General features: G+C 58.1%; 18 protein-coding genes. 13 read left to right on the top strand and 5 right to left on the bottom strand.

Translation table 11 applies throughout. From position 1 onward, the window contains the following. Positions 1-175: 175 nt before the first annotated feature. Positions 176-625, top strand: coding sequence for a host attachment family protein (locus ACR0B8_RS07290; RefSeq protein WP_170359099.1), 450 nt, complete (start codon positions 176-178; stop codon positions 623-625). A 44-nt stretch (positions 626-669) separates the two neighbouring features. Here ACR0B8_RS07290 and ACR0B8_RS07285 read toward each other — a convergent pair whose 3' ends face one another. Further along, positions 670-1,221: an LOG family protein gene (locus ACR0B8_RS07285; protein ID WP_170359097.1), complete on the bottom strand. Its 552-nt coding sequence runs from the start codon at positions 1,219-1,221 to the stop codon at positions 670-672. A 126-nt stretch (positions 1,222-1,347) separates the two neighbouring features. On the opposite strand from ACR0B8_RS07285, the gene ACR0B8_RS07280 reads away from it, so the two are divergent. From ACR0B8_RS07280 to ACR0B8_RS07265, 4 genes are all read left to right on the top strand, one after another. After that, positions 1,348-2,694, top strand: coding sequence for a LysM peptidoglycan-binding domain-containing protein (locus ACR0B8_RS07280; protein WP_226688291.1), 1,347 nt, complete (start codon positions 1,348-1,350; stop codon positions 2,692-2,694). 79 nt (positions 2,695-2,773) lie between these two features. Beyond that, on the top strand, positions 2,774-4,579 hold the full coding sequence (locus ACR0B8_RS07275; protein WP_217356004.1) for an ABCB family ABC transporter ATP-binding protein/permease: 1,806 nt from the start codon (positions 2,774-2,776) through the stop codon (positions 4,577-4,579). Positions 4,580-4,643: 64 nt separating this feature from the next. Continuing rightward, the gene (locus ACR0B8_RS07270) at positions 4,644-5,048 is read left to right on the top strand and encodes a DUF2147 domain-containing protein (RefSeq protein WP_170359090.1); all 405 of its coding nucleotides are present in this window, start codon (positions 4,644-4,646) and stop codon (positions 5,046-5,048) included. 151 nt (positions 5,049-5,199) lie between these two features. Then, positions 5,200-5,523 carry a hypothetical protein gene (locus tag ACR0B8_RS07265; protein WP_480658071.1) on the top strand — a complete coding sequence of 108 codons (324 nt, stop codon included), beginning with the start codon at positions 5,200-5,202 and terminating at the stop codon, positions 5,521-5,523. A 46-nt stretch (positions 5,524-5,569) separates the two neighbouring features. On the opposite strand, the gene ACR0B8_RS07260 is transcribed toward ACR0B8_RS07265, so the two are convergent. Together ACR0B8_RS07260 and ACR0B8_RS07255 are read right to left on the bottom strand one after the other, a co-directional pair. Then, the gene (locus ACR0B8_RS07260) at positions 5,570-9,346 is read right to left on the bottom strand and encodes an efflux RND transporter permease subunit (RefSeq protein ID WP_480658073.1); all 3,777 of its coding nucleotides are present in this window, start codon (positions 9,344-9,346) and stop codon (positions 5,570-5,572) included. Next, complete coding sequence (locus tag ACR0B8_RS07255; RefSeq protein ID WP_170359084.1) at positions 9,343-10,575, bottom strand: efflux RND transporter periplasmic adaptor subunit; 1,233 nt, start codon at positions 10,573-10,575, stop codon at positions 9,343-9,345. Before ACR0B8_RS07255 ends, ACR0B8_RS07260 begins: the two co-directional genes overlap by 4 nt. Positions 10,576-10,799: 224 nt before the next feature. Here ACR0B8_RS07255 and ACR0B8_RS07250 point away from each other — a divergent pair, with 224 nt between their 5' ends. From ACR0B8_RS07250 to ACR0B8_RS07230, 5 genes are all read left to right on the top strand, one after another. Beyond that, positions 10,800-11,471: a hypothetical protein gene (locus tag ACR0B8_RS07250; RefSeq protein WP_170359082.1), complete on the top strand. Its 672-nt coding sequence runs from the start codon at positions 10,800-10,802 to the stop codon at positions 11,469-11,471. Positions 11,472-11,510: 39 nt separating this feature from the next. Next, positions 11,511-12,833 (top strand): PQQ-like beta-propeller repeat protein, encoded by a 1,323-nt coding sequence (locus ACR0B8_RS07245; RefSeq protein WP_226688295.1) that lies wholly within the window; start codon positions 11,511-11,513, stop codon positions 12,831-12,833. Positions 12,834-12,881: 48 nt separating this feature from the next. Continuing rightward, positions 12,882-14,345, top strand: coding sequence for a ribosome biogenesis GTPase Der (gene der / locus ACR0B8_RS07240; RefSeq protein WP_170359077.1), 1,464 nt, complete (start codon positions 12,882-12,884; stop codon positions 14,343-14,345). A 165-nt stretch (positions 14,346-14,510) separates the two neighbouring features. Then, positions 14,511-15,497, top strand: a complete 987-nt coding sequence (locus ACR0B8_RS07235) for a fatty acid desaturase (protein WP_170359076.1) — start codon at positions 14,511-14,513, stop codon at positions 15,495-15,497. Between the two features lie 96 nt (positions 15,498-15,593). After that, positions 15,594-16,208, top strand: a complete 615-nt coding sequence (locus ACR0B8_RS07230; protein WP_170359074.1) for a helix-hairpin-helix domain-containing protein — start codon at positions 15,594-15,596, stop codon at positions 16,206-16,208. A 58-nt stretch (positions 16,209-16,266) separates the two neighbouring features. On the opposite strand, the gene serS is transcribed toward ACR0B8_RS07230, so the two are convergent. Continuing rightward, on the bottom strand, positions 16,267-17,559 hold the full coding sequence (gene serS, locus ACR0B8_RS07225) for a serine--tRNA ligase (protein ID WP_170375861.1): 1,293 nt from the start codon (positions 17,557-17,559) through the stop codon (positions 16,267-16,269). Between the two features lie 71 nt (positions 17,560-17,630). Then, a complete protein-coding gene (locus tag ACR0B8_RS07220) occupies positions 17,631-19,295 on the bottom strand; it encodes a mechanosensitive ion channel family protein (protein WP_480658076.1) in 1,665 nt (554 codons plus the stop codon). A 201-nt stretch (positions 19,296-19,496) separates the two neighbouring features. Between ACR0B8_RS07220 and yajC the strand changes: the two genes are divergently transcribed. Genes yajC through secF form a run of 3 tightly spaced genes read left to right on the top strand, consistent with a single transcriptional unit; the run spans position 19,497 to position 22,449 of the window. Continuing rightward, complete coding sequence (yajC, locus tag ACR0B8_RS07215; protein ID WP_058280646.1) at positions 19,497-19,784, top strand: preprotein translocase subunit YajC; 288 nt, start codon at positions 19,497-19,499, stop codon at positions 19,782-19,784. A 33-nt stretch (positions 19,785-19,817) separates the two neighbouring features. After that, on the top strand, positions 19,818-21,479 hold the full coding sequence (gene secD, locus ACR0B8_RS07210; protein ID WP_425080423.1) for a protein translocase subunit SecD: 1,662 nt from the start codon (positions 19,818-19,820) through the stop codon (positions 21,477-21,479). 1 nt (position 21,480) lies between these two features. Continuing rightward, positions 21,481-22,449 carry a protein translocase subunit SecF gene (secF, locus tag ACR0B8_RS07205; protein ID WP_170349109.1) on the top strand — a complete coding sequence of 323 codons (969 nt, stop codon included), beginning with the start codon at positions 21,481-21,483 and terminating at the stop codon, positions 22,447-22,449. Positions 22,450-22,455 lie beyond the last annotated feature (6 nt).

Here is a 22,455-nt window from a genome sequence, read left to right as displayed (position 1 = left end):
TACTGAGACGGGTTTGCACGCAACCTCGCAGTGCCTACCTTGGGTGTGGCGGAGGGAGAGAACCGCTAACCATATGAAAATGCACAGGCAACGCGCCGGAAACCTATGGTTGCGTCGGGGTAAACCTATGCCTGTTAATTGAGGGATGGCCGTAGAAACATGACAGGAGATCACGATGGTCGCACTTGAACAGGGAACCTGGGTTGTTATTGCCGATGGGGAAAAGGCGTTGTTCGTCGAGAACATCACCGATGCCGAAGACCCCAATCTGGTGGTTGTTTCGGTGGAAGAACAGGATGGGGTTAGCCGACCCACCGACCGGGCCGGGCGGCGCTTTGATACCGGGCCGAACCAGAAATCGTCGGTTGAAGAGCCGAACTGGAAAATCCACGCCAAATCCCTTTTCGTGCAGGATGTTGCCAATCTTCTAAACCGTAAGGGATTGAAAGGGGCCTTCAATCGGTTGGTTCTGGTTGCCAGCCCGCATGTGCTGGGCCTGTTGCGCCGTCGCCTGCACAGCGAGGTACTTGCCAAGGTCGTGGCCGAGGTGGACAAGACCCTGACCAACCACCCAATGCACAAGGTCGAAAAGCTTCTGACCAGCCGCCTGAACCCGGCAGTTTAGCCGATTTATTCCCCGGTGGGTGGTCTCAGCCGTCCGTCTACCGGTCAGGTCAGGAATCCGCGCAGTGTCGACATCGCCGAGGCCGGATCATCAACCCAAGTGATGTAATCCGCCAACGACTCATCCGCGAACCCCTGACCGATGACGCGCTGCACCAGCTCGTGCAGCGCGTCCCAGTAACCATCCACGTTCATGACCAGAATGGGTTTGTCATGCAGGCCCAGCTGCCGCCATGTCAGCGCCTCGAACAGCTCATCCAGCGACCCCGGACCGCCCGGAAGCACGACCACAGCATCTGCATTCATGATCATGACCTTCTTGCGCTCGTGCATCGTTTCGGTGACCACAAAGCGGGTCAGGTCGGTTTTGCCGACCTCGCGTTTCAGCAGGTGAACGGGGATCACACCGAATGTGTCGCCGCCAGCGGATTGCGCAGCACGGGCAACTTCGCCCATCAGGCCGACATCCCCGGCGCCATAGACCAAACGCCAGCCTTCTTGTGCCAGCATCGTTCCAAAGGCCCTTGCGGCTTCGGAATAGGCGGAATTTGCGCCATTGCGTGACCCGCAATACACACAAACAGATTTCTGAGACATCGTGAACACTCTCCGGGGTTGTGCCTGGGCTTTTGACCCCTGATAGCGGGATTGATAGATTGGCTCAACCGCCGGGCAGAATGTGTTGAAGGCACGGCACTTGCGCTGCGGAGTGAAAGGAAAAGAATGAACGCCGAGTCGGGAAGCGGAAGCTCTGGCACCTTCACCTGGGGGGTGATCGCCGGTATCGCAGTTTTAATCGGAGCGGGTGGATTGTACTGGTCCGGTATGGTCGGGGGGGACTCGGAAGAACCGGCACCAGAGGTCGAAGTCGCAGTTCAGACCCAGGAGGACAGCGCTGAGCCCGCTGAGCAACCTGCCGAAAGTTCCACGCCACCTGCCGCAGAAGATGAGCAAAGCGTCGAGGCTGCGACCCCACCTGCTGCCGAAGAGGCGGTGCCTGAAACACCGGCTGAGGAAGAGACAGCCCAAGCTGAGCCGCCTGTGAAACCGCTGTTGGATCAAATTTTTGTTGAATCGGACGGCAATACGGTTCTGTCAGGTTCTGCCGAACCGGGTTCCGAGGTCAATGTGCTGCTGGACGGAGAAGCGGTGCATAGTTTCACGGTCGATCCTAGCGGTCAGTTTGCCGAATTCGTTTCGATTCCATTCGCCGATACAGCGCGCGGTTTGACGTTGGAGACGCAGGGCGATCAACCGGTGCGCTCGGACGACTACGTGATTGCTGCACTGCCCGAACCTGAAGCTGCGGATGACGCTGTTTCTGTCGCGGATACGGCTGAGGATGCAACGCAAGAACCCGAAGTGGCGCAGGCGACCGAAACGGATCAGGCGGCGTCGACCGACACGGTTGCCACTGACTTGCCCTCTTCCGACACGGCTGAAACTGACGCGTCGTCGTCCGAAGATCAAACGGAACAGGTTGCCGAGGCTCCGGCTGAGGACACGCCGGAGCAACATGTCGCTATCCTGCGGTCTGGGGAGGACGGGGTTGAACTGGTGCAAGGTCCAACAAGCCAACCGCAGGAACCGGAACAGATCGCACTCGACACCATTGGGTATTCCGATGCTGGCGAGGTTGAACTGACAGGCCGGGTACCGGATGGATCGGCTGTGCGCCTGTATTTGGACAACCGGCTGGTCGATGATCTGTCCCCGGCCGATGACGGCAAATGGCGCAGCGAGTTGGACGGGGTCGACCCCGGCGTCTACACCCTGCGCGCTGACGAGATTGCACCGGATGGTACCGTCGTTAGCCGTATTGAAACGCCATTCAAACGTGAGGCCACCGAAGTGCTGCGCGCCGCCGAGGCGACGGATAACCCTGAGGCAGCAGAGGATGCCCCGCCGATCCGGTCGGTCACTGTGCAGAAGGGTGACACGCTCTGGGCCATTTCCCGCGAACGGTTTGGCGACGGTGTTCTTTATGTGAAGCTGTTCGAGGCCAACCGGGCTGCTATACGTGATCCGGACCTGATCTATCCCGGGCAGATCTTCACGATCCCCCAATAAGCTTTAGCCTCTGGCCCCTGCGGGGGCGGGGGGCTATCTCTGACCGCAGACCAGGAACGTGATGAGACGATCAGCCCCGATGCATTCAGACGATATGCCAGAAACGAACGAGCGCCGCTCAGGTTGGCGAACGATCCGCAAGGTATCACCATACCTCTGGCCCGAGGACGAACCTTGGGTCAAACGCCGTGTTGTGTTGGCAATGGGAATGTTGGTTCTGGCCAAGCTAATCGCGGTTTACACGCCAATTTTGTACAAGGGCGCGGTCGACGGTCTAGCCGGTGAGGGCGTGCCGCCCCTGGCGCTGGGTGCGGTAGGATTAACCGTAGCCTACGGTGTTGCACGGATGATGACCGTGGGATTTCAGCAGTTGCGCGATGCGGCTTTTGCCCCGGTCGGGCAGCGGGCCTTGCGGGCGCTGGCGCTGGAAACCTTCCGGCACATTCATCAATTGTCGATGCGCTATCACGTGACGCGCCGAACCGGCGGCCTCAGCCGGATCATCGAGCGCGGCGTGAAGGGCGTAGAATTCCTGCTACGGTTCCTGTTGTTTTCCATCGGACCGCTGATCCTGGAATTGCTGCTGGTCGCGATCATCCTGATGTGGCTGTTCGATGTCTGGTATCTGGTCGTCGTCGCGGTGACCATTGCGCTTTATATCTGGTTCACCTTCGCGGTGACTGAGTGGCGCGTTAAATTGCGGCGCGAGATGAACGATCAGGATACTGAGGCCAACCAGCGCGCCATCGATAGTCTACTAAACTTTGAAACCGTCAAATATTTCAACGCCGAACAGCGCGAAGCTGAACGCTATGATGTCTCGATGAAAGCCTATGCTGGCGCGGCGCTGAAAACGGCTTATTCGCTGGCCTTCCTGAATTTCGGGCAGTCTTTTCTGATCACCTGCGGACTGATCGGCGTGATGGTTCTGGCCGCCATCGGTGTGCAGAATGGTACGCTGACCGTGGGTGATTTTGTCATGGTCAACGCCTACATGATCCAGATCACCGTGCCGTTGAACTTTCTGGGCACGGTGTATCGTGAAATCCGTCAATCGCTGGTCGATATGGGGCAGATGTTTGATCTGCTGGAACAACCTACCGAGGTAACAGACAAGCCCTGCGCGCCGAACCTTGCGATCAATGGCGGCGAGGTGACGCTGGACAACGTGCGGTTTGGGTATGATGCGGATCGTGAAATCCTCAAGGGCATCTCACTGACCGTTCCGGCGGGGCAGACCGTGGCTATCGTCGGGGCTACCGGCTCGGGCAAATCCACCATCGGACGGCTGCTGTTCCGATTCTATGACGTGACCGGCGGAGCTTTGAGGATCGACGGGCAGGATGTGCGCGACGTGACCCTGAACAGTCTGCATGCCGCCATCGGCGTGGTGCCACAGGATACGGTGCTGTTCAACGATACGATCCGTTACAACATCGCCTACGGCCGCGATGGCGCCACTCAGGAAGAGGTCGAAGCCGCAGCCAAGGCAGCCCAGATTCACGAATTCATTGTAACTCTGCCCGAAGGGTATGACACCAAGGTCGGTGAACGTGGCCTCAAGCTGTCAGGTGGTGAAAAACAGCGTGTCGGCATTGCGCGCACGCTGTTGAAGAACCCGCCTATCCTGCTGCTGGACGAGGCGACCTCGGCACTGGATACGGACACCGAGCAGGACATCAAGGATGCTTTGGCGCGGGCCGGAGAGGGGCGTACGGTTCTGACCATCGCGCATCGTCTCAGCACCATCGCCGAGGCCGACCGTATCGTTGTTTTGGAGCAAGGCGAGATATTGGAGCAGGGCACCCATGATGAGCTTCTGCAACGCGAGGGTCGTTATGCGCAACTGTGGAGCCGTCAGCAATCGGATGCGCAGGCTGCCTGAACCGAAACCGGCCTCCGACTGGACTATGTGATATACTGAATGGGTTTTTGGAGGAGTTGTTTTGATGCGCAGATTGAAAAGAACCTCTGTTGTTCCGGTCGTTATTGCCGTGCTGATGCCAGTGATGGCGGCGGCTGATCCCATTGTCGGTGTCTGGAAAACCGAACCGGATCGCAAGAACTTGATTTCGCATATCCAGATATCTGCCTGCGGAGACAAGTTCTGTGGTCAGATTCAATCGGCCTATGACAAATCTGGGAAAGAGGTGCAGACCCCCAACATCGGCAAAAAGCTATTCTGGGATGTGGCCAGCGAAGGGGGCGGTAAATATGGCGGCGGTGATTTCTGGATTCCCATGGTCAATGTGGATGTGGTGCCGCAAATGACGCTGAGCGGTGACACCTTGACCGTGCGCGGATGCGAGCATGTTGTGTGCGGGCACCAGAAATGGACACGTCTGTCCAAGTGACCCGCTCCTTCTGACAAGATTTGTTGCAACTAAGTCTTGCGCTACGACCAGCACTCTGACTGTGGGTGATTGCCGATTGACCGATGATATTGCTCCGTTATGACGGCAGTACCAACCGAGTGGTGTTGGGCAATAAATCAGGGAAACACTAATGAAGAAGTTCTTTGCTGCGCCGATCGTTCTGGCGTCGCTGTTTGCGTCGACCGCCTCCGCCGAGGATCTGGTATTTTTGCTGGGTAATGAAAGCAGCGTCGATCTGGTCGAATTCAATGTCTCGGCAAGTGCGTCCAGTAAATGGGAAGCAAACTTGCTGCAAGGCGATTACATCGCGCCGGGATACGAAGCAGACGTGTTGATTGCTGACGGTCTGACCACCTGCGTCTATGATATTCGCGGCGCGTTTTCCGACGGGTCCAGCGCCGAGGATTACGGCGTAGACCTGTGCGATCTGGGTGAATACGTCTTTACTGACTAAGCCTGTCTGAAACGAAAAATGGCGAACCGTTGGGCTCGCCATTCTTTTATTCTGCCGCTTTTAGGGGTGATCCCGGCGGATGTTCGGGCGCTTGGGCATCTTTGGACGCAGGGGGCGTTTCGTCGCCCCAGACCACCTCGGTCGCTTGTGCCTGACGGACGGCTTTGCCAATCGCCATATCCTGCGCCAATTGGCTGGATCGACCGGATGTCGCGCGCGCCAGTGCCCGGCCCAGCCATATCGTGTAGGTTGAAACCCAAACGCGCAACGCCAACAGTGAAGGCGTCACGATCAGCGTCAGAACCGTCGCAATGCCCAATCCGAAGACCACCGCCGTTGCCAGCTGCTTCCACCACAACGCGGTGGGGCTGTTGATCGAATAACCACCATTGATGAAGTCCAGCGACAGGCCGAACATCATGGGTGTCAGACCAGCCATCGTGGTCAATGTGGTCAGCAGAACCGGACGGATACGCGCCTCTGCCGTGCGGATGATGGCTTCGATCCGGGGCATGTAGCGGCTATATTCCTGATAGGTGTCGATCAAAACGATGTTGTTGTTCACCACGATCCCTGCCAGCGCCACGATGCCAGTGCCGGTCATGATGATCGAGAACGGTTGCCCCATAACGATCATTCCGATCAGAACCCCGGTGGTCGACAGAACAACCGCCAGCAGCACCAGTACCGAGTTGTAGAACGAGTTGAACTGCGCCAGCAGGATCACGAACATCAGGCCCAAAGCACCCAGGAAAGCGCTTTGCAGGAAGGCCCCGGATTCCTCTTGATCCTCCTGATCGCCGGTCCACTCCCAGGCTATCGTGTTCGAGAAGGGGCTGGTGTTCAGCCATTCCGTCAGCACTGCGATCCGTTCATTCGGGTTGACCAGCGCGAACCGCGCCCCTTCTTCCGCAATAGCTGTGCGCAGGTCCTCGACGGTTTCGGCACCGGTTAGTTGGAACAGCTCAAATACCGTGCCATCGGAGCTGGTGATGGTTGTCCCGTTGGCGTCCGCGCCTTCTTCGACCGCACGCACAACGGCCAGTCTCTGTTCGGTTCCGTCAGGGCCGTCGACTACCACCTTGGACAGGCCCGGCTCGACATCTGCTTTGACGTCATAGTAACGCTGCTGGTCGATCCGGTTGATCTCGGCCAGCTTGGCCACCGGTTGGCGGGTGACAAAGTTAGACAGCGGCACTAGCCCGTCAGGGGTGCGGACCTTGAGCGAATCCAATGTGGACAAAACTCGGTCCTGTTCAGGCAGGCGCACGCGAATCTCGACTTCTTCATCGGTGTTGTCCGGACGCATCTCGCCGAGAAGAATGCCACGGGTGACCAACTGTACCATTGCTCCAACCGTGGCGACATCAGCCCCGAAACGTCCGGCCTTGGCGACGTCCACGTCGATCTGCCAGTCGATGCCGGGCAGGGGCATGGTGTCTTCGATCTTGATCAGACCGGGCGTTTCGTCAAACACAGCCCGCGCGGCTTCGGTCGCTGTGGTCAATTCCTCCCAACCGTCGCCTTTGATACGCAGATGCACAGGTTTAGCTGAGGCCGGACCCTGTTCCAGCGGCAGGATTTCCACGATGAAACCAGGCAGTTTGGCAAGTTCTGCATTCAACTCGTCTAGAACGAAATCACCGTCGTACTCCGGGGCGATGATTTCGCGATCGAACAGACCGAAAAACGCGGGTTCGGTCAGCGTTGGGCGGTCCTCCCACGGAGTGATTTCGAACTGCACACGACCGACGGTATCCGCCGGAGCTTCGGCACCGCCGTTGTTCTGGTTCAGGCCGCCTTCACCGGCAAAAGCGAACACGTTGGTTACGGCTGGGTGTGCCCCGATCACCTCTTCGGCGGCCAGCACCATCGCGTCTTTTTCCTGCAATGACAGGTTGCCCCGGGCCCGGACATAGGCGGTGGCCTGTTCCGGTTCGGTTTCGACAAAGAACTCAACGCCCTTGGATTCATTAGGGTACCAGATGAAGGCCACAAAGAATACAGATGCAAACACGACCATCAGCGAGACAACAGGCATGATCGGGTTGCCGACCAGGAATTTGACCAGGTAGCCGAACACAGAGTGTTCACGCGCTGTGTGGACTCGTTCTTCTTTTTGCCGCTCGATTTTGGCGGCACTCAGGGTCACCGACCCTGCAAAGCCACCGAAGACGAACAGCAAGGCACCCGACAGCACGCCCCCGGGCAGCAGATAGTCAGGGTTCAGCATCTGCATCGCGCCCAAGAAGATCATGTACAGTGATGGGGGGACCATAATTGCGCGAACCCACCACGGGGCCACACTGCGCAGCCATTTCGAAGTTCGATCGAACGTGCGGCTCATTCGTCCGGATACGCCGCCGACGACCGGCAGATAGATCAGTGCCACGATCAGCGAAGAGGACAGAACGAAGATCAACGTGATCGGCAGCATCTTCATGAATTCGCCGGGCACGCCGGGCCAGAACAGCATCGGCAGGAAGGCACACAGTGTCGTCGCGGTCGAGGACACGATGGGCCAGAACATCCGCTGCGCCGCCTCGACATAGGCGTGCATCGGGCCGATGCCTTCTTTGATGCGCTTGTCGGCGTATTCAACCACAACAATTGCACCGTCGACCAGCATCCCCACCGCAAGGATCAGCCCGAACATCACCATGTTCGAGATGGTGACGCCCATGACCGCAAGAAAAGCAAAGCTCAGCAGGAACGAGGTTGGGATTGCAAACCCGACCAACAGCGCAGCGCGCGTACCCAGCGAGGCCAGAACGACGATCATCACCAGCGCGATCGCGGTTAGGACCGAACCTTCAAGCTGACGCACCATCGAATCGACAATGCGGCTTTGGTCGTTCGAGGTGCCAACATCTACGGCGGCCTGCAGTTCGGCGGGCCATTTCTCTTGTGCTGCTGCAAGAGTCGCTTTGACGTCGTCCACTGTGTCGATCAGGTTGTAGCCTTTGCGTTTGACCACCTGCAGGGCCACCGTGGACTGGTTGTCAAACCGCGCGGTGCCTTCGCGGTCTTCGAAAGTATAGTTGATCTGCGCAAGCTCACCCATCGTCACCACGCGGTCGCCATTGACCTTGACGGGTAGGCTGTAGACATCTTCAGCGGTTTTGAATGAAGACGGGATTTTGACCGAGAAAGTGCCTTGTGCTGAATCCACCTCACCAGCAGCGATCAGTTGGTTGTTGTTTTGTACAACTGTGATCAATTCGTCGGCCGAGACGTTGTAAGCCTCTAGCCGGAGCGGATCGATAATCACCTCGAGCAATTCGTCTCGGTTGCCCGCAATCCCGGCTTCAAGCACTGAATCCAATGATTCAAGATCGTCCTGCAAGTCTTTGGCGATACGCGCCATTGTTCGCTCGGGGACTGCGCCAGTTAGGTTGACGATGACGATAGGGAATTCCGAAAAGTTAATCTCGAAAAGCGAATACTGCTCAGCCCCTTCAGGGAAATCGGCCTGAGCGCTGTTCATCGCGTCGCGTACATCCGCCATGATCGCGGTCTTATCCCAGCCGAATTCGAACTCCAGCGCGATACCGGCATACCCTTCGGCAGCAGTGGCGGTCATTTCCTTGAGACCGTCCAGATCTGCCAGTTCGGTCTCCATCGGCTTGATCAGAAGGTTCTCAGAATCCTCGGCGGAAATGCCGGGAAATTGGACCGAGACGAAAAGCGCCGGGATTTCGATATCCGGTTCACCCTCTTTGGGCAGGCTGACATATGCAAACCCGCCGACAATCAGCGAGATCGCGATGAAGGCCAACACCATACGGGCCCTGTGGGCGGCCCATGCAACCAATCCTGTCATTGTGCAGCTTCCTGGTAGGTTGGTTCGACCTTAACGCCTTGCGTCACGAATTCCTGGCCGATCACAATGACATCAGAGGTTTCCGGTAGCCCATCAACCCAGACGCCTTCTGCGGTGTCGCGCAATAGCAGAATCGGCATGAATTCCACGATCTGGTCAGCGCCGACCGTGCGCACACCGATCTGCCCTTCGTTGTTCAAGGTCAGGGCGGATTGCGGCAGCAGATGGGCCTTTGCCCCGTCGGCGGCTATACGGATATTGGCCGTCTGACCATCGCGAATGGCCAGTTCCGGGTTTGGAACGGTGATTTCAACTTCGAAGGTGCGGGTCGTTTCATCCGCCGACCTGCTCAGAAAAGTCACGCGGCCTTTGACCTCAAGACCCGTGATCAGGCGCGCCGATGCTTCCGAACCGACGATGATCTTGTTTACATCCGTTTCGGGCACGAACCCCACCAGCTTGATCGGGTTCAATTGAATCACGGTCGCACACAGCGATCCGGGCTGCATCAGGCTGCCCAGTTCGGCGGTATCGCTTTCCAGCAGGCCCTTGAATGGGGCTTCGATGGTCTGACGGTCAATCTCGCGCTGGGCGGCTTTAACCTCGGCAGTGGCGGCTTCGATCCCGGCGCGGGTGGCCTCTAGTCCGGCCTCGGCGGTTTTGACGCCCGCTTCGGCAGAGCGCATCGCGGCTTCGCTGGAAATCCGTCGCGTTTCCGACCCGAACCCGGTTTCCGACAGTTTCTGTGCGGCCGTCAGGTTGATTTGCGCCTCAGCAACCAGGGCATGCGCCTCTTCCAGGCGAGCTTCGGCCTCGGGGATGCGGCTTTCGGCTTCAAGTTTGGCGGCCATAGCCTCGGCCAGGCTGGCGGGGCGGGTGCCTGGGTCAAGCTCGCACAGCAGGTCGCCCGCTTCGACGAACGCACCCTTGCGCTTGGGTTCCGAAATCACGGTCGACGTTGTTTCGGCCAGAACTTCGACCTGGCGATTGGCTCTGGTCTGGCCGCGCAACAACACGGCGCTGTCAATTTCCCGTGCGGACGAGCGCAAGACGACCACACCGATTGCATTCTGCGCCGTCTGGGGATCGGATACAGATTCTACTTTGGATGACGTATCTGTTTCAGAGTCGCCGCGACCGGCAAATGCAAACAATGCGTCGCGTTCAAAGACCAAAAGGAATAACGCGGCAATCACCAGAATCGCATTCACGAATGAAATCAATCGCATACGGGGCCTCTCTTAAAATTCTTTGCCGATTGTCCTTCGGCGTGCATGTTTAAAAATGGGGGCAGGCACGCGCGTTTTCTACACTAAACTGAATAGTTCGGTTCACTTTTTTTCGCAAGGGCAGCGTGACGCCGCGAAAATGTGCGAATTCCGGCCCTTGGCTTGGCAAGGTCGCCGGGGTATGACATGGCGCCATAGAAAATGTGACAGCCCAGGGAGCAGGGATGAGCGACGTCGACAGTTTTATTGATGAGGTGACCGAAGAGGTTCGCCGTGATCGCCTGTATCTGCTGCTGCGTCGTTGGGGTTGGATCGGCGTTCTGGCCGTGGTTCTCATCGTTGGCGGGGCCGCGTTTAACGAGGTTCGCAAGGCCCGTACCACCGGTCAGGCTGAAAAGCTGGGTGACGAGATTCTCAGCGCGCTCGCGCAGAATGACTCGGCCGAACGTGCAAGCAGCCTGGCCAGCATTGATGCGGTAACACCCGGCGGTGATGCGGTTCTGAACATGTTGTTGTCTTCGTCGCAGGTTGAGGCCGGGTCGCGGCAAGAGGCTGTGGACAGCCTGAACGCCATCGCTGTTCAGGGTGATCTGCCGGAAATTTATCGTGCGATTGCTACATTCAAGGCGCTGCTGCTGCAAAGTGACACTTTGCCCGTGGCGGATCGCCGTCAGCAGTTCGAGGCGCTGTCTGCGCCGGGCGCACCGCTGCGCTTGTTGGCCGAAGAACAACTGGCACTGATTGATGTCGCCGAGGGGAATGCGGACGCAGCAATCGAGCGTCTACAGGCGATGCGGCAGGACGCCGAGATTAGCGTAGACCTTCAGCAACGCGCCGCGCAACTGATTGTCGCGCTTGGCGGCGAACCGGAACCACTGGTGGCCCAGCAGGGCTGAACCGGCGGCAATTAGAATGACAGGCGAGTTCGGAGTATCATGGTGACAAGTCTTTTCTCCCGCATTGGATTGACGGCTGCGGCCCTATCGCTGAGTGTTCTTGCCGCATGTGAGGAACCCGAGGTCATCCTGCCAGGTGCCCGTGAAGACATTCGGCCCACCTCTGACAACGTGACTTTGGTAACCCAGGGTTCGAAACCGATCAGCCTGCCTGCGCAAAAAGCCAACGCCAATTGGTCGCAAAGCGCCGGGACGCCCGCATTTCGCACCGGCAACGCGGCACTGCGCGCGACGCCTCAGCGTGTGTGGTCGACCTCGATCGGGGATGGGGATTCACGCAAGCGTCGCATCACCGCAGAACCTGTTGTGGCCGGTGGCCTGATTTATACGCTGGATGCAGGCGCGACCGTTTCCGCGGTTACACCGCAGGGACAGGTGGCCTGGAGCAAGAATCTTATCCCGGTCAATGATGGCGACGCGGACGCGACCGGCGGCGGATTGGCCTATGCCAATGGTGTGCTTTACGTGTCGTCCGGGTTTGGGCGTCTGACGGCGTTGGATGCGAAAACTGGGGCGATCAAATGGCAAAAACGCCTGAATGCCCCAGGAAACGGCGCACCTTTGGTCAATGATGGTTTGTTGTATCTGGTAGCAGGTGATGAAACCGGCTGGGCCGTGAACACCAAGGACGGTCGCATCGCGTGGCAAGTTCAGGGTACGCCAAGCGTGGGCAATGTTCTGGGGGCTCCGGCCCCTGTGATTGCACAGGAGTTTGCCGTCTTTGCCTTTGGTTCGGGTGATATTTCCGCGTCTTTCCGCAAGGGTGGTATCGGGCGCTGGAACGCTTCGGTCGCGGGCGGGCGTCGGGGGCGTGCGGCCGCACAGATCGTGGATGTGACCGGTGGACCCATGGTAGTAGGCGATACGATCTATATCGGCAATCACTCGGGCCGCACCGTGGCATTTAACGCCACCTCGGGCGAGCGGATCTGGACGGCGGATGAGGGGGCTGTGGATACGGCATGGCCTGCTGGTGATAGCCTGTTTCTGATCAGTGACCGCAGTCAGTTGGTCCGGCTGAACAGAGCAGACGGTTCGATCATCTGGGCGCAGGATTTGCCCGGTTTTGTCAAGGACAAGCCCAAACGCCGTGGTCCAATCGTTGCGCACTATGGCCCGATCCTGGCCGGTGGGCGCATCGTTGTCGCGTCGAATGACGGTTTCCTGCGGTTCTTTAACCCGGTCGACGGCACGCTGGTCAACAGCGTCGAAGTTCCCGGCGGCGCCACCACGGCCCCGGTAGTGGCCGGGCAGACGTTGTATGTCGTTTCGACCAAAGGTGATCTACACGCTTTCCGTTGATCGCAAGATGCGCTAAAGGGCGCGTCTGAGTCTTGAAAGTTGAGTATCATGTCGCTAACCCTCGCCATCGTGGGGCGCCCGAATGTGGGCAAATCCACTCTGTTCAACCGCCTTGTGGGCAAACGCTTGGCCTTGGTCGACGACCAGCCCGGCGTGACGCGCGACCTGCGCGAGGGCGAAGGGCGTCTGGGCGATCTGCGCTTTACCGTAATCGACACAGCGGGTCTTGAGGACGCGACCGATGACAGCCTACAGGGACGGATGCGACGGCTGACCGAACGCGCGGTGGATATGGCCGATGTCTGCCTGTTCATGATCGACGCGCGGGTGGGGTTAACCCCAACGGACGAGATGTTCGCCGAGATCCTGCGCAAACGCTCGAAACATGTGATCCTTGCCGCCAACAAGGCCGAAGGAAGCGCGGCCGATGCGGGTGTGCTTGAGGCGTATAATCTGGGTCTGGGTGAGCCCGTGCGCCTGTCGGGTGAACATGGCGAGGGGATGACAGACCTTTATGCGCAACTCATGCCGCTGGCAGATGCCGCGGCTGAGCAGGCCGAGGATGATGCTCCGCAAACCGATATCGAACTGGACGAAGACGGCGAGGGCGAGGCGCCGCTGATCACAGCCGCCAAGCCGCTGCAGGTTGCGGTAGTCGGGCGGCCAAATGCCGGTAAGTCCACACTGATCAACAAGATCATCGGCGAAGACCGCCTGTTGACCGGCCCCGAGGCTGGTATCACCCGCGATGCGATCAGCCTGCGGATTGACTGGGCCGATCCTGATGGCGACAGCACCCCGATGCGGATTTTCGACACGGCGGGCATGCGCAAGAAGGCTAAGGTGCAGGAAAAGCTGGAAAAGCTTTCGGTGTCCGACGGTCTGCGCGCCGTAAAATTTGCCGAGGTCGTGGTGGTGTTGTTGGACGCAGCCATTCCGTTTGAACAGCAGGACCTGCGCATTGCTGATCTGGCCGAGCGCGAAGGCCGCGCCGTCGTTGTCGCAGTTAACAAATGGGATATCGAAGAGAACAAGCAGGAAAAGCTGCGCGATCTGAAAGACTCCTTTGATCGTCTGTTGCCGCAATTGCGTGGCGCACCGCTGATCACCGTATCTGCCAAGACTGGTCGGGGGCTGGAACGTCTGCGCGCTGCCATCCTGCGTGCGCATGACGTTTGGAACCGTCGTGTACCCACAGCAGCACTGAACCGCTGGCTGACGGCCATGCTGGAGCAGCACCCGCCGCCAGCCCCGCAGGGCCGCCGGATCAAGCTGCGCTATATGACTCAGGCCAAGACCCGTCCCCCTGGATTTGTGGTGATGTGTTCACATCCCGACAAGATGCCAGACAGCTACACCCGCTATTTGGTGAATGGCCTGCGCGAGGATTTCGATATGCCCGGGTCGCCTATCCGCCTGACATTGCGTGGGCAGGGTGACAAAAATCCCTATAAGGGGCGACGCAAGAAAAACGCGGGCGCTCTGGCCAAACATCTCAAGGGTCGCGCGTAACTGCGCCAATTTTCAGCACTTTCGGCTGAAAGGCGTGACAGTCCCGCTGCCGCAGGCTAGCATTCGCCTGTGTGCATCTGTTTTTTGTGCGCGCTGCTTGATTACAAGCAAAACGCAAATAGTTTCGTGGTGATATTAATTGGGCCAAACGTGGGGACAGGCTGAATGAATTTGCGGGAATATACGCGACAATATGCGGTACAGGACAATCGGCTGGCCGCGCTAAGCTATTTGGGGACCTTCGCCGTTTATTTCGCGTCGCTGACGCTGGCAATTATCTATGTCGACCGCTGGTACATCATGATCCCTGCCGGGATCGTCTTTGCCTTTTCAGCTGTGCGTCTTTACGTTTTGCAACATGATTGCGGCCACCATTCCCTGTTTGAGACCCGCGAACAGAATGAATGGGCCGGGCACGGTTTGTCGCCCTTCACCTTTGCGCCATTCGAAGTGATGAAGCAGAACCACAACCTGCACCATTCGGGGATCGGTAATTTGGAACACCGCGAAACGGGTGAAATCCACACCATGACCCTGCGGGAATGGAACGCTGCAGACTGGAAGAAGCGATTGTTCTACCGGCTTTACCGCAACCCGTTCATTCTGGTTCCGGTTGGTGCGCTTTTCACCTACTTCATTCGCTACCGCTGGCCCAAAAACACGGTACGGTTTGGTGTGACCGGAGTTCTGCTGCACAATCTGTCGATCGTGATCTTCCTGGGGTTGCTTTATCTGATCGCGGGCACGACCGGTATTCTGGTCTGGCTGGTGTTCTCGTTGCTGGGGGGGATGCTGGGTGTGTTCCTGGTCTACCTGCAGCATAATTTCGAAGATACGTATTGGGACCGCCGTCCGGACCTTGATCCGCAACTGGCAGCCTTGCAGGGGTCTTCTGCTTTGGATTTTGGTTGGTGGTTCGACAATGCGGTGGCGTGTATCACGCTGCACGACATCCACCATTTCAACGCCCGTATTCCATCCTATCGGCTGCGGGCGTGCCACTATAACCTGCCGCCTGAATTCACCCCGCGTCGGATCAAGTTCCCCGAGGCGGTGGCGGCGCTGAATTTGAAACTCTGGGACGAAGATGCCAAGCGTCTCGTGCCATTCCCCAAAGAGGATAGAACCGGCACTCTGGCTCACGGCAGTTGACGCAAAGACGTCGCCGAAACTGCTCGCCGATTAGCAGGCGTCTGTGCCCAGTGTGCATTCAATTGAAAATGTAGGGAGAGAAAGGAAGGCTTAGTAATGACCGCAGTGACCGACGTTAAGGGTGTAGGAAAGGCGCTTGGGCAGGCGCTGATCGCCAATGGGTACAAAACCGCAGAAGCCCTTGCCAAAGCCAACCCTGCCGACCTGGTCAAGGTTCCACGAATTGGTGCCTCTAGCGCGCCTCTGTTGATCGCCGCGGCGAAAGAGGCGATTGCAACCAAGCCCGCGGCGAAAGCGGCTGCGGCAAAACCTGCAGCCAAAAAGCCAACTGCGGCCAAGACTGCCAGACGTGCGCCCGCGCGCAAACCTGTGACGCGCAGGCCCGCCGCCCGGAAAACCGTTGCAGCCGCCGCTGCCGAGAAACGTGCCGAAGAGGCCGCGCGCAAAGCTGCCGAGGAAAAAGCCGCCGCGGAAGCCAAGGCGCGCAAGAAGGCGAAAGCCAAGGCCAAGGCCGAAAAGGCCGCCAAAAAGCTGCAAGAAATGGAGGCCGCGATCTCAAAGGCCAAGGACAAGGTGAAGGCCAAGGCCAAGAAGGACAAAAAGTCCAAGAAGGACGGTAAGAAAAAAGATCAGTCCAAGAAGGACGGCAAGAAAAAAAATCAGTCCAAGAAAGACAAAAAGAAGAAGGGTAAGAAAAAGACGAAGAAGTAATCCTCCTTCGCCCTACGTTCTGCAAGACCGGCACAACGCAACGCGGGTGCCGGTTTTTTTATGCCAGCGTGCCGTCCAGCTGCAGTGTTCGTTTGCCGCCCAGGTATGGCGCCAGCACTTCGGGCAGGGTCACGGTGCCATCCTCGTTCTGTCCATTTTCCAGAACCGCAATCAGGCAGCGTCCAACCGCCAGCCCAGAACCGTTCAGGGTGTGGACATATTCCGGCTTACCGCCACCTTCGGGGCGGAAACGTGCGTTCATGCGGCGGGCTTGGAAAGCACCGGTTGTCGAGACCGAGCTGATCTCACGGTACGTGTCCTGCCCGGGCAGCCAAGCCTCAATATCAAAGGTGCGGCGCGCGCCAAAACCCATGTCACCTGTACACAGAACGACGGTGCGGTAGGGGATGCCCATCTGCTCCAACAGGTCCTCGGCACAGCGCAGCATGCGTTTCTGTTCCTCATCCGACTTGTCGGGATGTGTGATCGAGACCATTTCGACCTTTTCAAACTGGTGCTGGCGTAGCATCCCGGCGGTGTCCTTGCCCGCGCTGCCGGCCTCGGACCGGAAACAGGCCGTGTGGGCGGTCATGCGGATGGGCAGGGCGGTTTCGTCCAGAATGTCACCGGCCACTGAATAGGTCAGCGTCACTTCGGATGTGGGGATCAGCCACCAGCCATTGGTGGTCTGATAGCTGTCATCGCCGAATTTCGGCAGTTTATCAGTGCCGTACATCGCCTCATCGCGGACCAGAACCGGAGTCTGCATCTCGGTCAGGCCGTTCTTGTCGATATGTGTGTCCAGCATGAACTGGGCCAGCGCACGGTGGATACGCGCGACACCCTTCGACAGGTTTACAAAACGGCTACCGCTGGTCTTGGCGGCGGTCTCAAAGTCCATCGCAGCGGCGACGGCGGGAATGTCGAAGTGTTCTTTCGGAGCAAAATCGAGTTCGCGCGGGGTGCCCCAACGGTTCACCTCGACATTGTCGTTCTCATCCGCACCTTGCGGCACATCCTCGGCGGGCAGGTTGGCGATGCGTGCCAGTTGGTCGGTTAGCAGCGCGTCCAGATCCTTAGCCTCGTTCTGCATGCGGGCGATTTCGGTCTTTTTCTCAGACACCAATGCGCGCAGACGCTGGAATTCATCCTCGTCCCCGCGCGCTTTGGCGGCACCGACCTCTTTGCTGGCCTTGTTCTGCTCCGCCTGAGCGGTTTCGGCGGCCAGAATCTTGGCCCGGCGGCTTTCGTCCAGCCGCAGCACATCTGACGACACCGGCGCATCCCCACGGCGCGCCAGGGCGGCGTCGAAGGCGTCAGGGTTTTCGCGAATGGCGCGGATGTCGTGCATGGTTCAGATCCTTAATGCGTGAATCACTAGGATCGCTTATGCACCATCTGAAAGGCAGGGTGTAGCACCGGTTACGACTTATCGGTGTCCTCGTGTGTTTCATGCGCCAGATGCCCGTCCCATTCTTCGGCGGGTATCTTCGGTTCGGGTGGATCGGCCATGTAAGACGGCGTCATGATCTGCACGTTGTTTTCGTTGAACACTGCCACGATGTTGCGGTGCAGATCCGAGCGGATTTTGGGGATGATACTGCCCCGCGTCGTATAGCCATTGATCTGATAATTTATCGCGTAGTCGGCCAGTGCAGTCCACAACACGAATGGCTCGGGCTTGGCTTTGATCCCCTTGGTGCGCTTGGCGGCTTCGATCAGCATTGCCTCGACCTTCTCAGGTGGCTCCTCGTATCCGATGCCGACTGTGGTGTGCAGTAACAACCCACTACCATCTGTTTTCTTTGAATAATTCACGACATCCGAATTCATCAATTGCGCATTGGGAATCGATATCAGCTCATTTTTGATGGATTTCAGGTGGGTTTCCATTAGCTTGATCTGCACCACATCGCCAATGTGGTCCCCGATCTGAATACGGTCCCCGATCGAGGTTGAGCGGCGGTAGATAACGAATAATCCAGCCAGCATGTTGGACACGACCGAATTCGCCCCCAGCGATAGCATAGCGCCAACCAATATGGTCAGGCCCTGAAACGCGGCCGAGTCCGACCCCGGAATGTAAGGAACGGCGAAAACCAGCGCGATGAGGATGACGACGACGCGGGCGATATTGAAGGTCGGGTTGACCCAGTGCTTCTCGAAATCGCCCATATCGAACGACCCGGCCTCAACGGCATCAAAGAACACGCGCATGCCCTTGATGATGTACATCGTGACCCAGGCGATCAGGGCCAGCATGATCATGTTGGGGATGTAAGAGAGAATGCCTTTGAAAATCAGCAGAACCGGTTCGGTCAGGTAGGTCAGTAGCAATTGCGCAAAATAGCGGGTTTCGGCAAAGGCGAGCAGAACAAAGGACAGGTAGTAGTAGAAGCCCAGGAAGAAGATAATGAGCAGAACGAAATTCAGACCATACCTGACCAGTGCGGCAATCGCCTCGGCCTGAACACTTTTGGCAGTGGCGGTTTCCACATCCCGCAAGTGGCGTTTGACAAATTTTAGCGTGCGCCGCCTGATCCTGCGATGCATCCACAGGATCGCAACGATGAAAACGGCAAACCCAAGGGTCCACGCGGCGGCTTCGATCGCGCCGGATACGCGGGCCTGTTCCGTGCGATTAGCCCGATAGCCAAGGATGGCTTCTTCGATGGCCTGACCGTGTAGGAAGCTGAGAACATCCAGCTCCATCTGGTCCAGATCAGCATCTGCCACGGTCACAATGGACACGATCACACCATCCGCGCGAATTCGGATGCCAAGCTCGGTCTCTTCGAATGAAATGTCGACCGAGGGGTCTTCTGAGGCCTCGGCAACCTCGATGATCTTGTTCTGGACACTTTCCGCCCGTTCCGGCGCGGGCAGGGCGCTAGAGCCGCGCAGGAAGAACAGCATATCGCCGTCCACGATGACGGGGGCTTTGAAACTGTCTGTTTCCTCGACCTCTGGTTCAACGATATCGGCGGGCGTTTCCTGTGCCCCAAGCGGTGCTGCAAGACACAAAATCAAGGCCAGCAATGACAGCAAAAGCGTCAACGATTGGAATGGTTTGTAACGAGCTGTCATTGTCCCTCCTCAGGTTTGACTATAGCTGAGTTCAAGCCTCTGCCTAGGACATATCTGCAACGCTTTGACGCGAGTTCATGCGTTGGGATCAGGTTCAGGTGGGTCACAGCACCGCCTTTGCTTGCAAAGGCGCATCTCAGGGCATAGGTTCCCGCCAAATTTGCGGAACCGTGCCGCAATCCAAAGCAAAAGGAATATCCCATGGAAGGTGGCGCATTCGCCCAGTTTCTCCCGCTGATCCTGATCTTCGCGATCATGTATTTCCTGCTGATCCGTCCGCAGCAGAAGAAGATGAAGCAACATCAGGCCATGGTCGAGGCCGTGCGCCGGGGCGATCAAGTTGTCACCCAGGGCGGTCTGATCGGCAAGGTGTCGAAAGTCAAGGAAGGCGAGAACGAAGTCGAGGTTGAACTGGCCGAAAACGTCAAGGTTCGCGTGGTCAAGTCGACTATTGCGCAGGTTCTGAATAAGACCGAGCCGGCGAAGTAACTTCGCGCGACAATTCCTTGAAAAGGCAGGGTAATGCTGCAAATTAATACCTGGAAGCGGGTTCTGATCTGGTCGGTCTGCGTGATCGGTCTGCTGATGGCCCTGCCGAATGCGTTTTACACGCGCGTCGAGCAATCCAACGATGCCAAGGCCGCAATTGAACTAGGTATCGACACCCCCGAGATGCAGGCACAGGCGGCGCAATGGCCCAACTGGTTGCCATCGTCGCTGGTCAATCTGGGCCTCGATCTGCGGGGCGGTGCGCATCTGCTGGCCGAAGTGAAGGTCGAAGATGTTTACGAATCCCGGATGGAGGCGATGTGGCCGGAAATCCGTGACGCGCTACGCGATGAACGCGCGACTGTTGGTACGATCCGCCGACAGGATTCGGCACCGGATGAGATTCGCGTTCGCATCAGCCAGCCCGAGGGCATGTCCCGCGCGCTGGAGGTTGTGCGCGGTCTGGCCCGTCAGGTGCAGACGCTGACCGGAGTGGGGGCTACCGATATCGAAGCCCGCGCCGATGGTGACACCATCGTCGTGCAGTTGTCTGAGGCCGAAAAGCTGGCCTCGGATGATCGCACCGTGCGGCAGGCTCTGGAAATCATCCGCCGCCGGATTGACGAGGTCGGTACGCGAGAGCCTACAATTCAGCGTCAGGGTGCAGACCGTATCCTGATTCAGGTGCCGGGCATTGGCAGTGCAGGTGAACTGAAAGAGATCATCGGCACCACCGCTCAACTGACATTCAACTCGGTCGTCAGTCGCGGCACCGACCCGGACGCTGTTCCGGGGATAGGGCAAGAGGTCGTCCCGTCCATTGACGAAGATGGCGTTTATTACATCATCGAATCCGCCCCGGTTGTGACGGGTGAGGAACTGGTCGACGCGCAGCCCTCGTTCGACCAGAACGGTCGCCCGGCAGTCAGTTTCCGGTTCAACACATCCGGCGCACGCAAGTTTGGCGACTACACGCTGGAAAACATCGGCGCGCCCTTTGCGATTGTATTGGATGACGAGGTGATCTCGGCCCCGGTGATCCAAAGCCATATTCCGGGCGGGTCGGGTATCATCACCGGTAACTTCACCGTTGAAGAAAGCACCAATCTGGCGGTCCTGTTGCGAGCGGGTGCATTGCCTGCGGGGCTGGAGTTCCTTGAAGAACGCACCATCGGTCCTGAACTGGGGCAGGACAGCATCGATGCTGGTAAGGTGGCAACCATCGTGGCCTTTGTCGCGGTGCTGACCTTCATGGCGCTTAGCTATGGTTTGTTTGGCGTGTTTGCCAACATTGCGCTGATCATCAACGTCGGGCTGCTGTTCGGTCTGCTGTCGCTGATCGGGGCCACGCTGACCCTGCCGGGTATTGCGGGGATTGTCCTGACGGTCGGTATGGCGGTGGACGCCAACGTGCTGATTTTTGAGCGTATCCGCGAAGAACTGAAATCCGCCAGAGGCCCGGCGCGTGCCATTGAGCTGGGTTATGAAAAAGCCCTGTCGGCTATTCTGGACGCAAACGTTACCACTTTCATCACCGCCGTGATTCTGTTTGCCATGGGCAGCGGGCCGGTGCGCGGGTTCGCGATTACGCTGGGCCTGGGTATTCTGACTTCGGTCTTTACCGCGATCTTCGTGACGCGTTTGATGATCGTGATGTGGTTCGAACGCCGTCGTCCGAAAATGATCGAGGTTTGACATGAGACTGAAACTCGTACCCCAGAACACCTCTTTCGATTTCTTCAGCCGCTGGAAGGTCTGGCTGGGTATCTCGGCCCTGATGATGGTCGTGGCGTTTACGTCTTTCATGCTGCAAGGGCTGAACTTCGGTATCGATTTCCGTGGCGGGACCACGATCCGGACCCAATCCGCACAGGAAATCGACGTCGGTGCCTATCGCGACGCGATCTCTCCGCTGGAGCTGGGCGACGTGAGCATCACCGAGATTTTCGACCCTACCTTTGGGCCGGATGAAAACGTCGCCATGATCCGCATTCAGGCGCAAGCCGATGCCGAGGCCGTCTCGGCCGCGACGGTTACCGCCGTGGAAGAGGCGCTGAAGGTGGCAGCGCCGGATATAGAATTTGTGTCCGTCGAATCCGTCGGCCCAAAGGTCTCCGGCGAGTTGATCCAGACCGCCGTGATCGCGGTGGTTTTGGCGATTGGCGCCGTGCTGGTCTACATCTGGCTGCGCTTCGAATGGCAATTCGCTTTGGGAGCAGTTGCCGCGTTGGTCCATGACGTGATTCTGACCATCGGTATTTTCTCGGAACTACAGATCCGGTTCGATCTGGCCATTATCGCGGCGCTTCTGACCATCGTGGGTTATTCGCTGAACGACACTGTGGTCGTCTTCGACCGCGTGCGTGAGAACCTGCGGAAGTACAAGAAGAAAGATCTCAAAGAGGTTCTGAACATCTCGATCAACGAAACGCTCAGCCGGACGGTGATGACCTCAGTGACCACGCTGCTGGCGCTGATTTCGCTTTACGTGTTGGGTGGGGATGTGATCCGCGGTTTCGTCTTTGCGATGATCTGGGGTGTGATCGTGGGAACCTATTCTTCGGTCTTTGTGGCTTCGACCATCTTGCTGTGGCTGGGGGTCAAACGCGACTGGTCCAAGCCGTCCAATACGGCGGGCAATCAGTTTGCCAACATCGACGCCTGATATATT

Source organism: Ruegeria sp. BH6 (assembly GCF_056538105.1).
The sequence above is the reverse complement of the archived record's forward strand: the minus strand, read 5'-3'. Positions and strand labels throughout refer to the sequence as shown.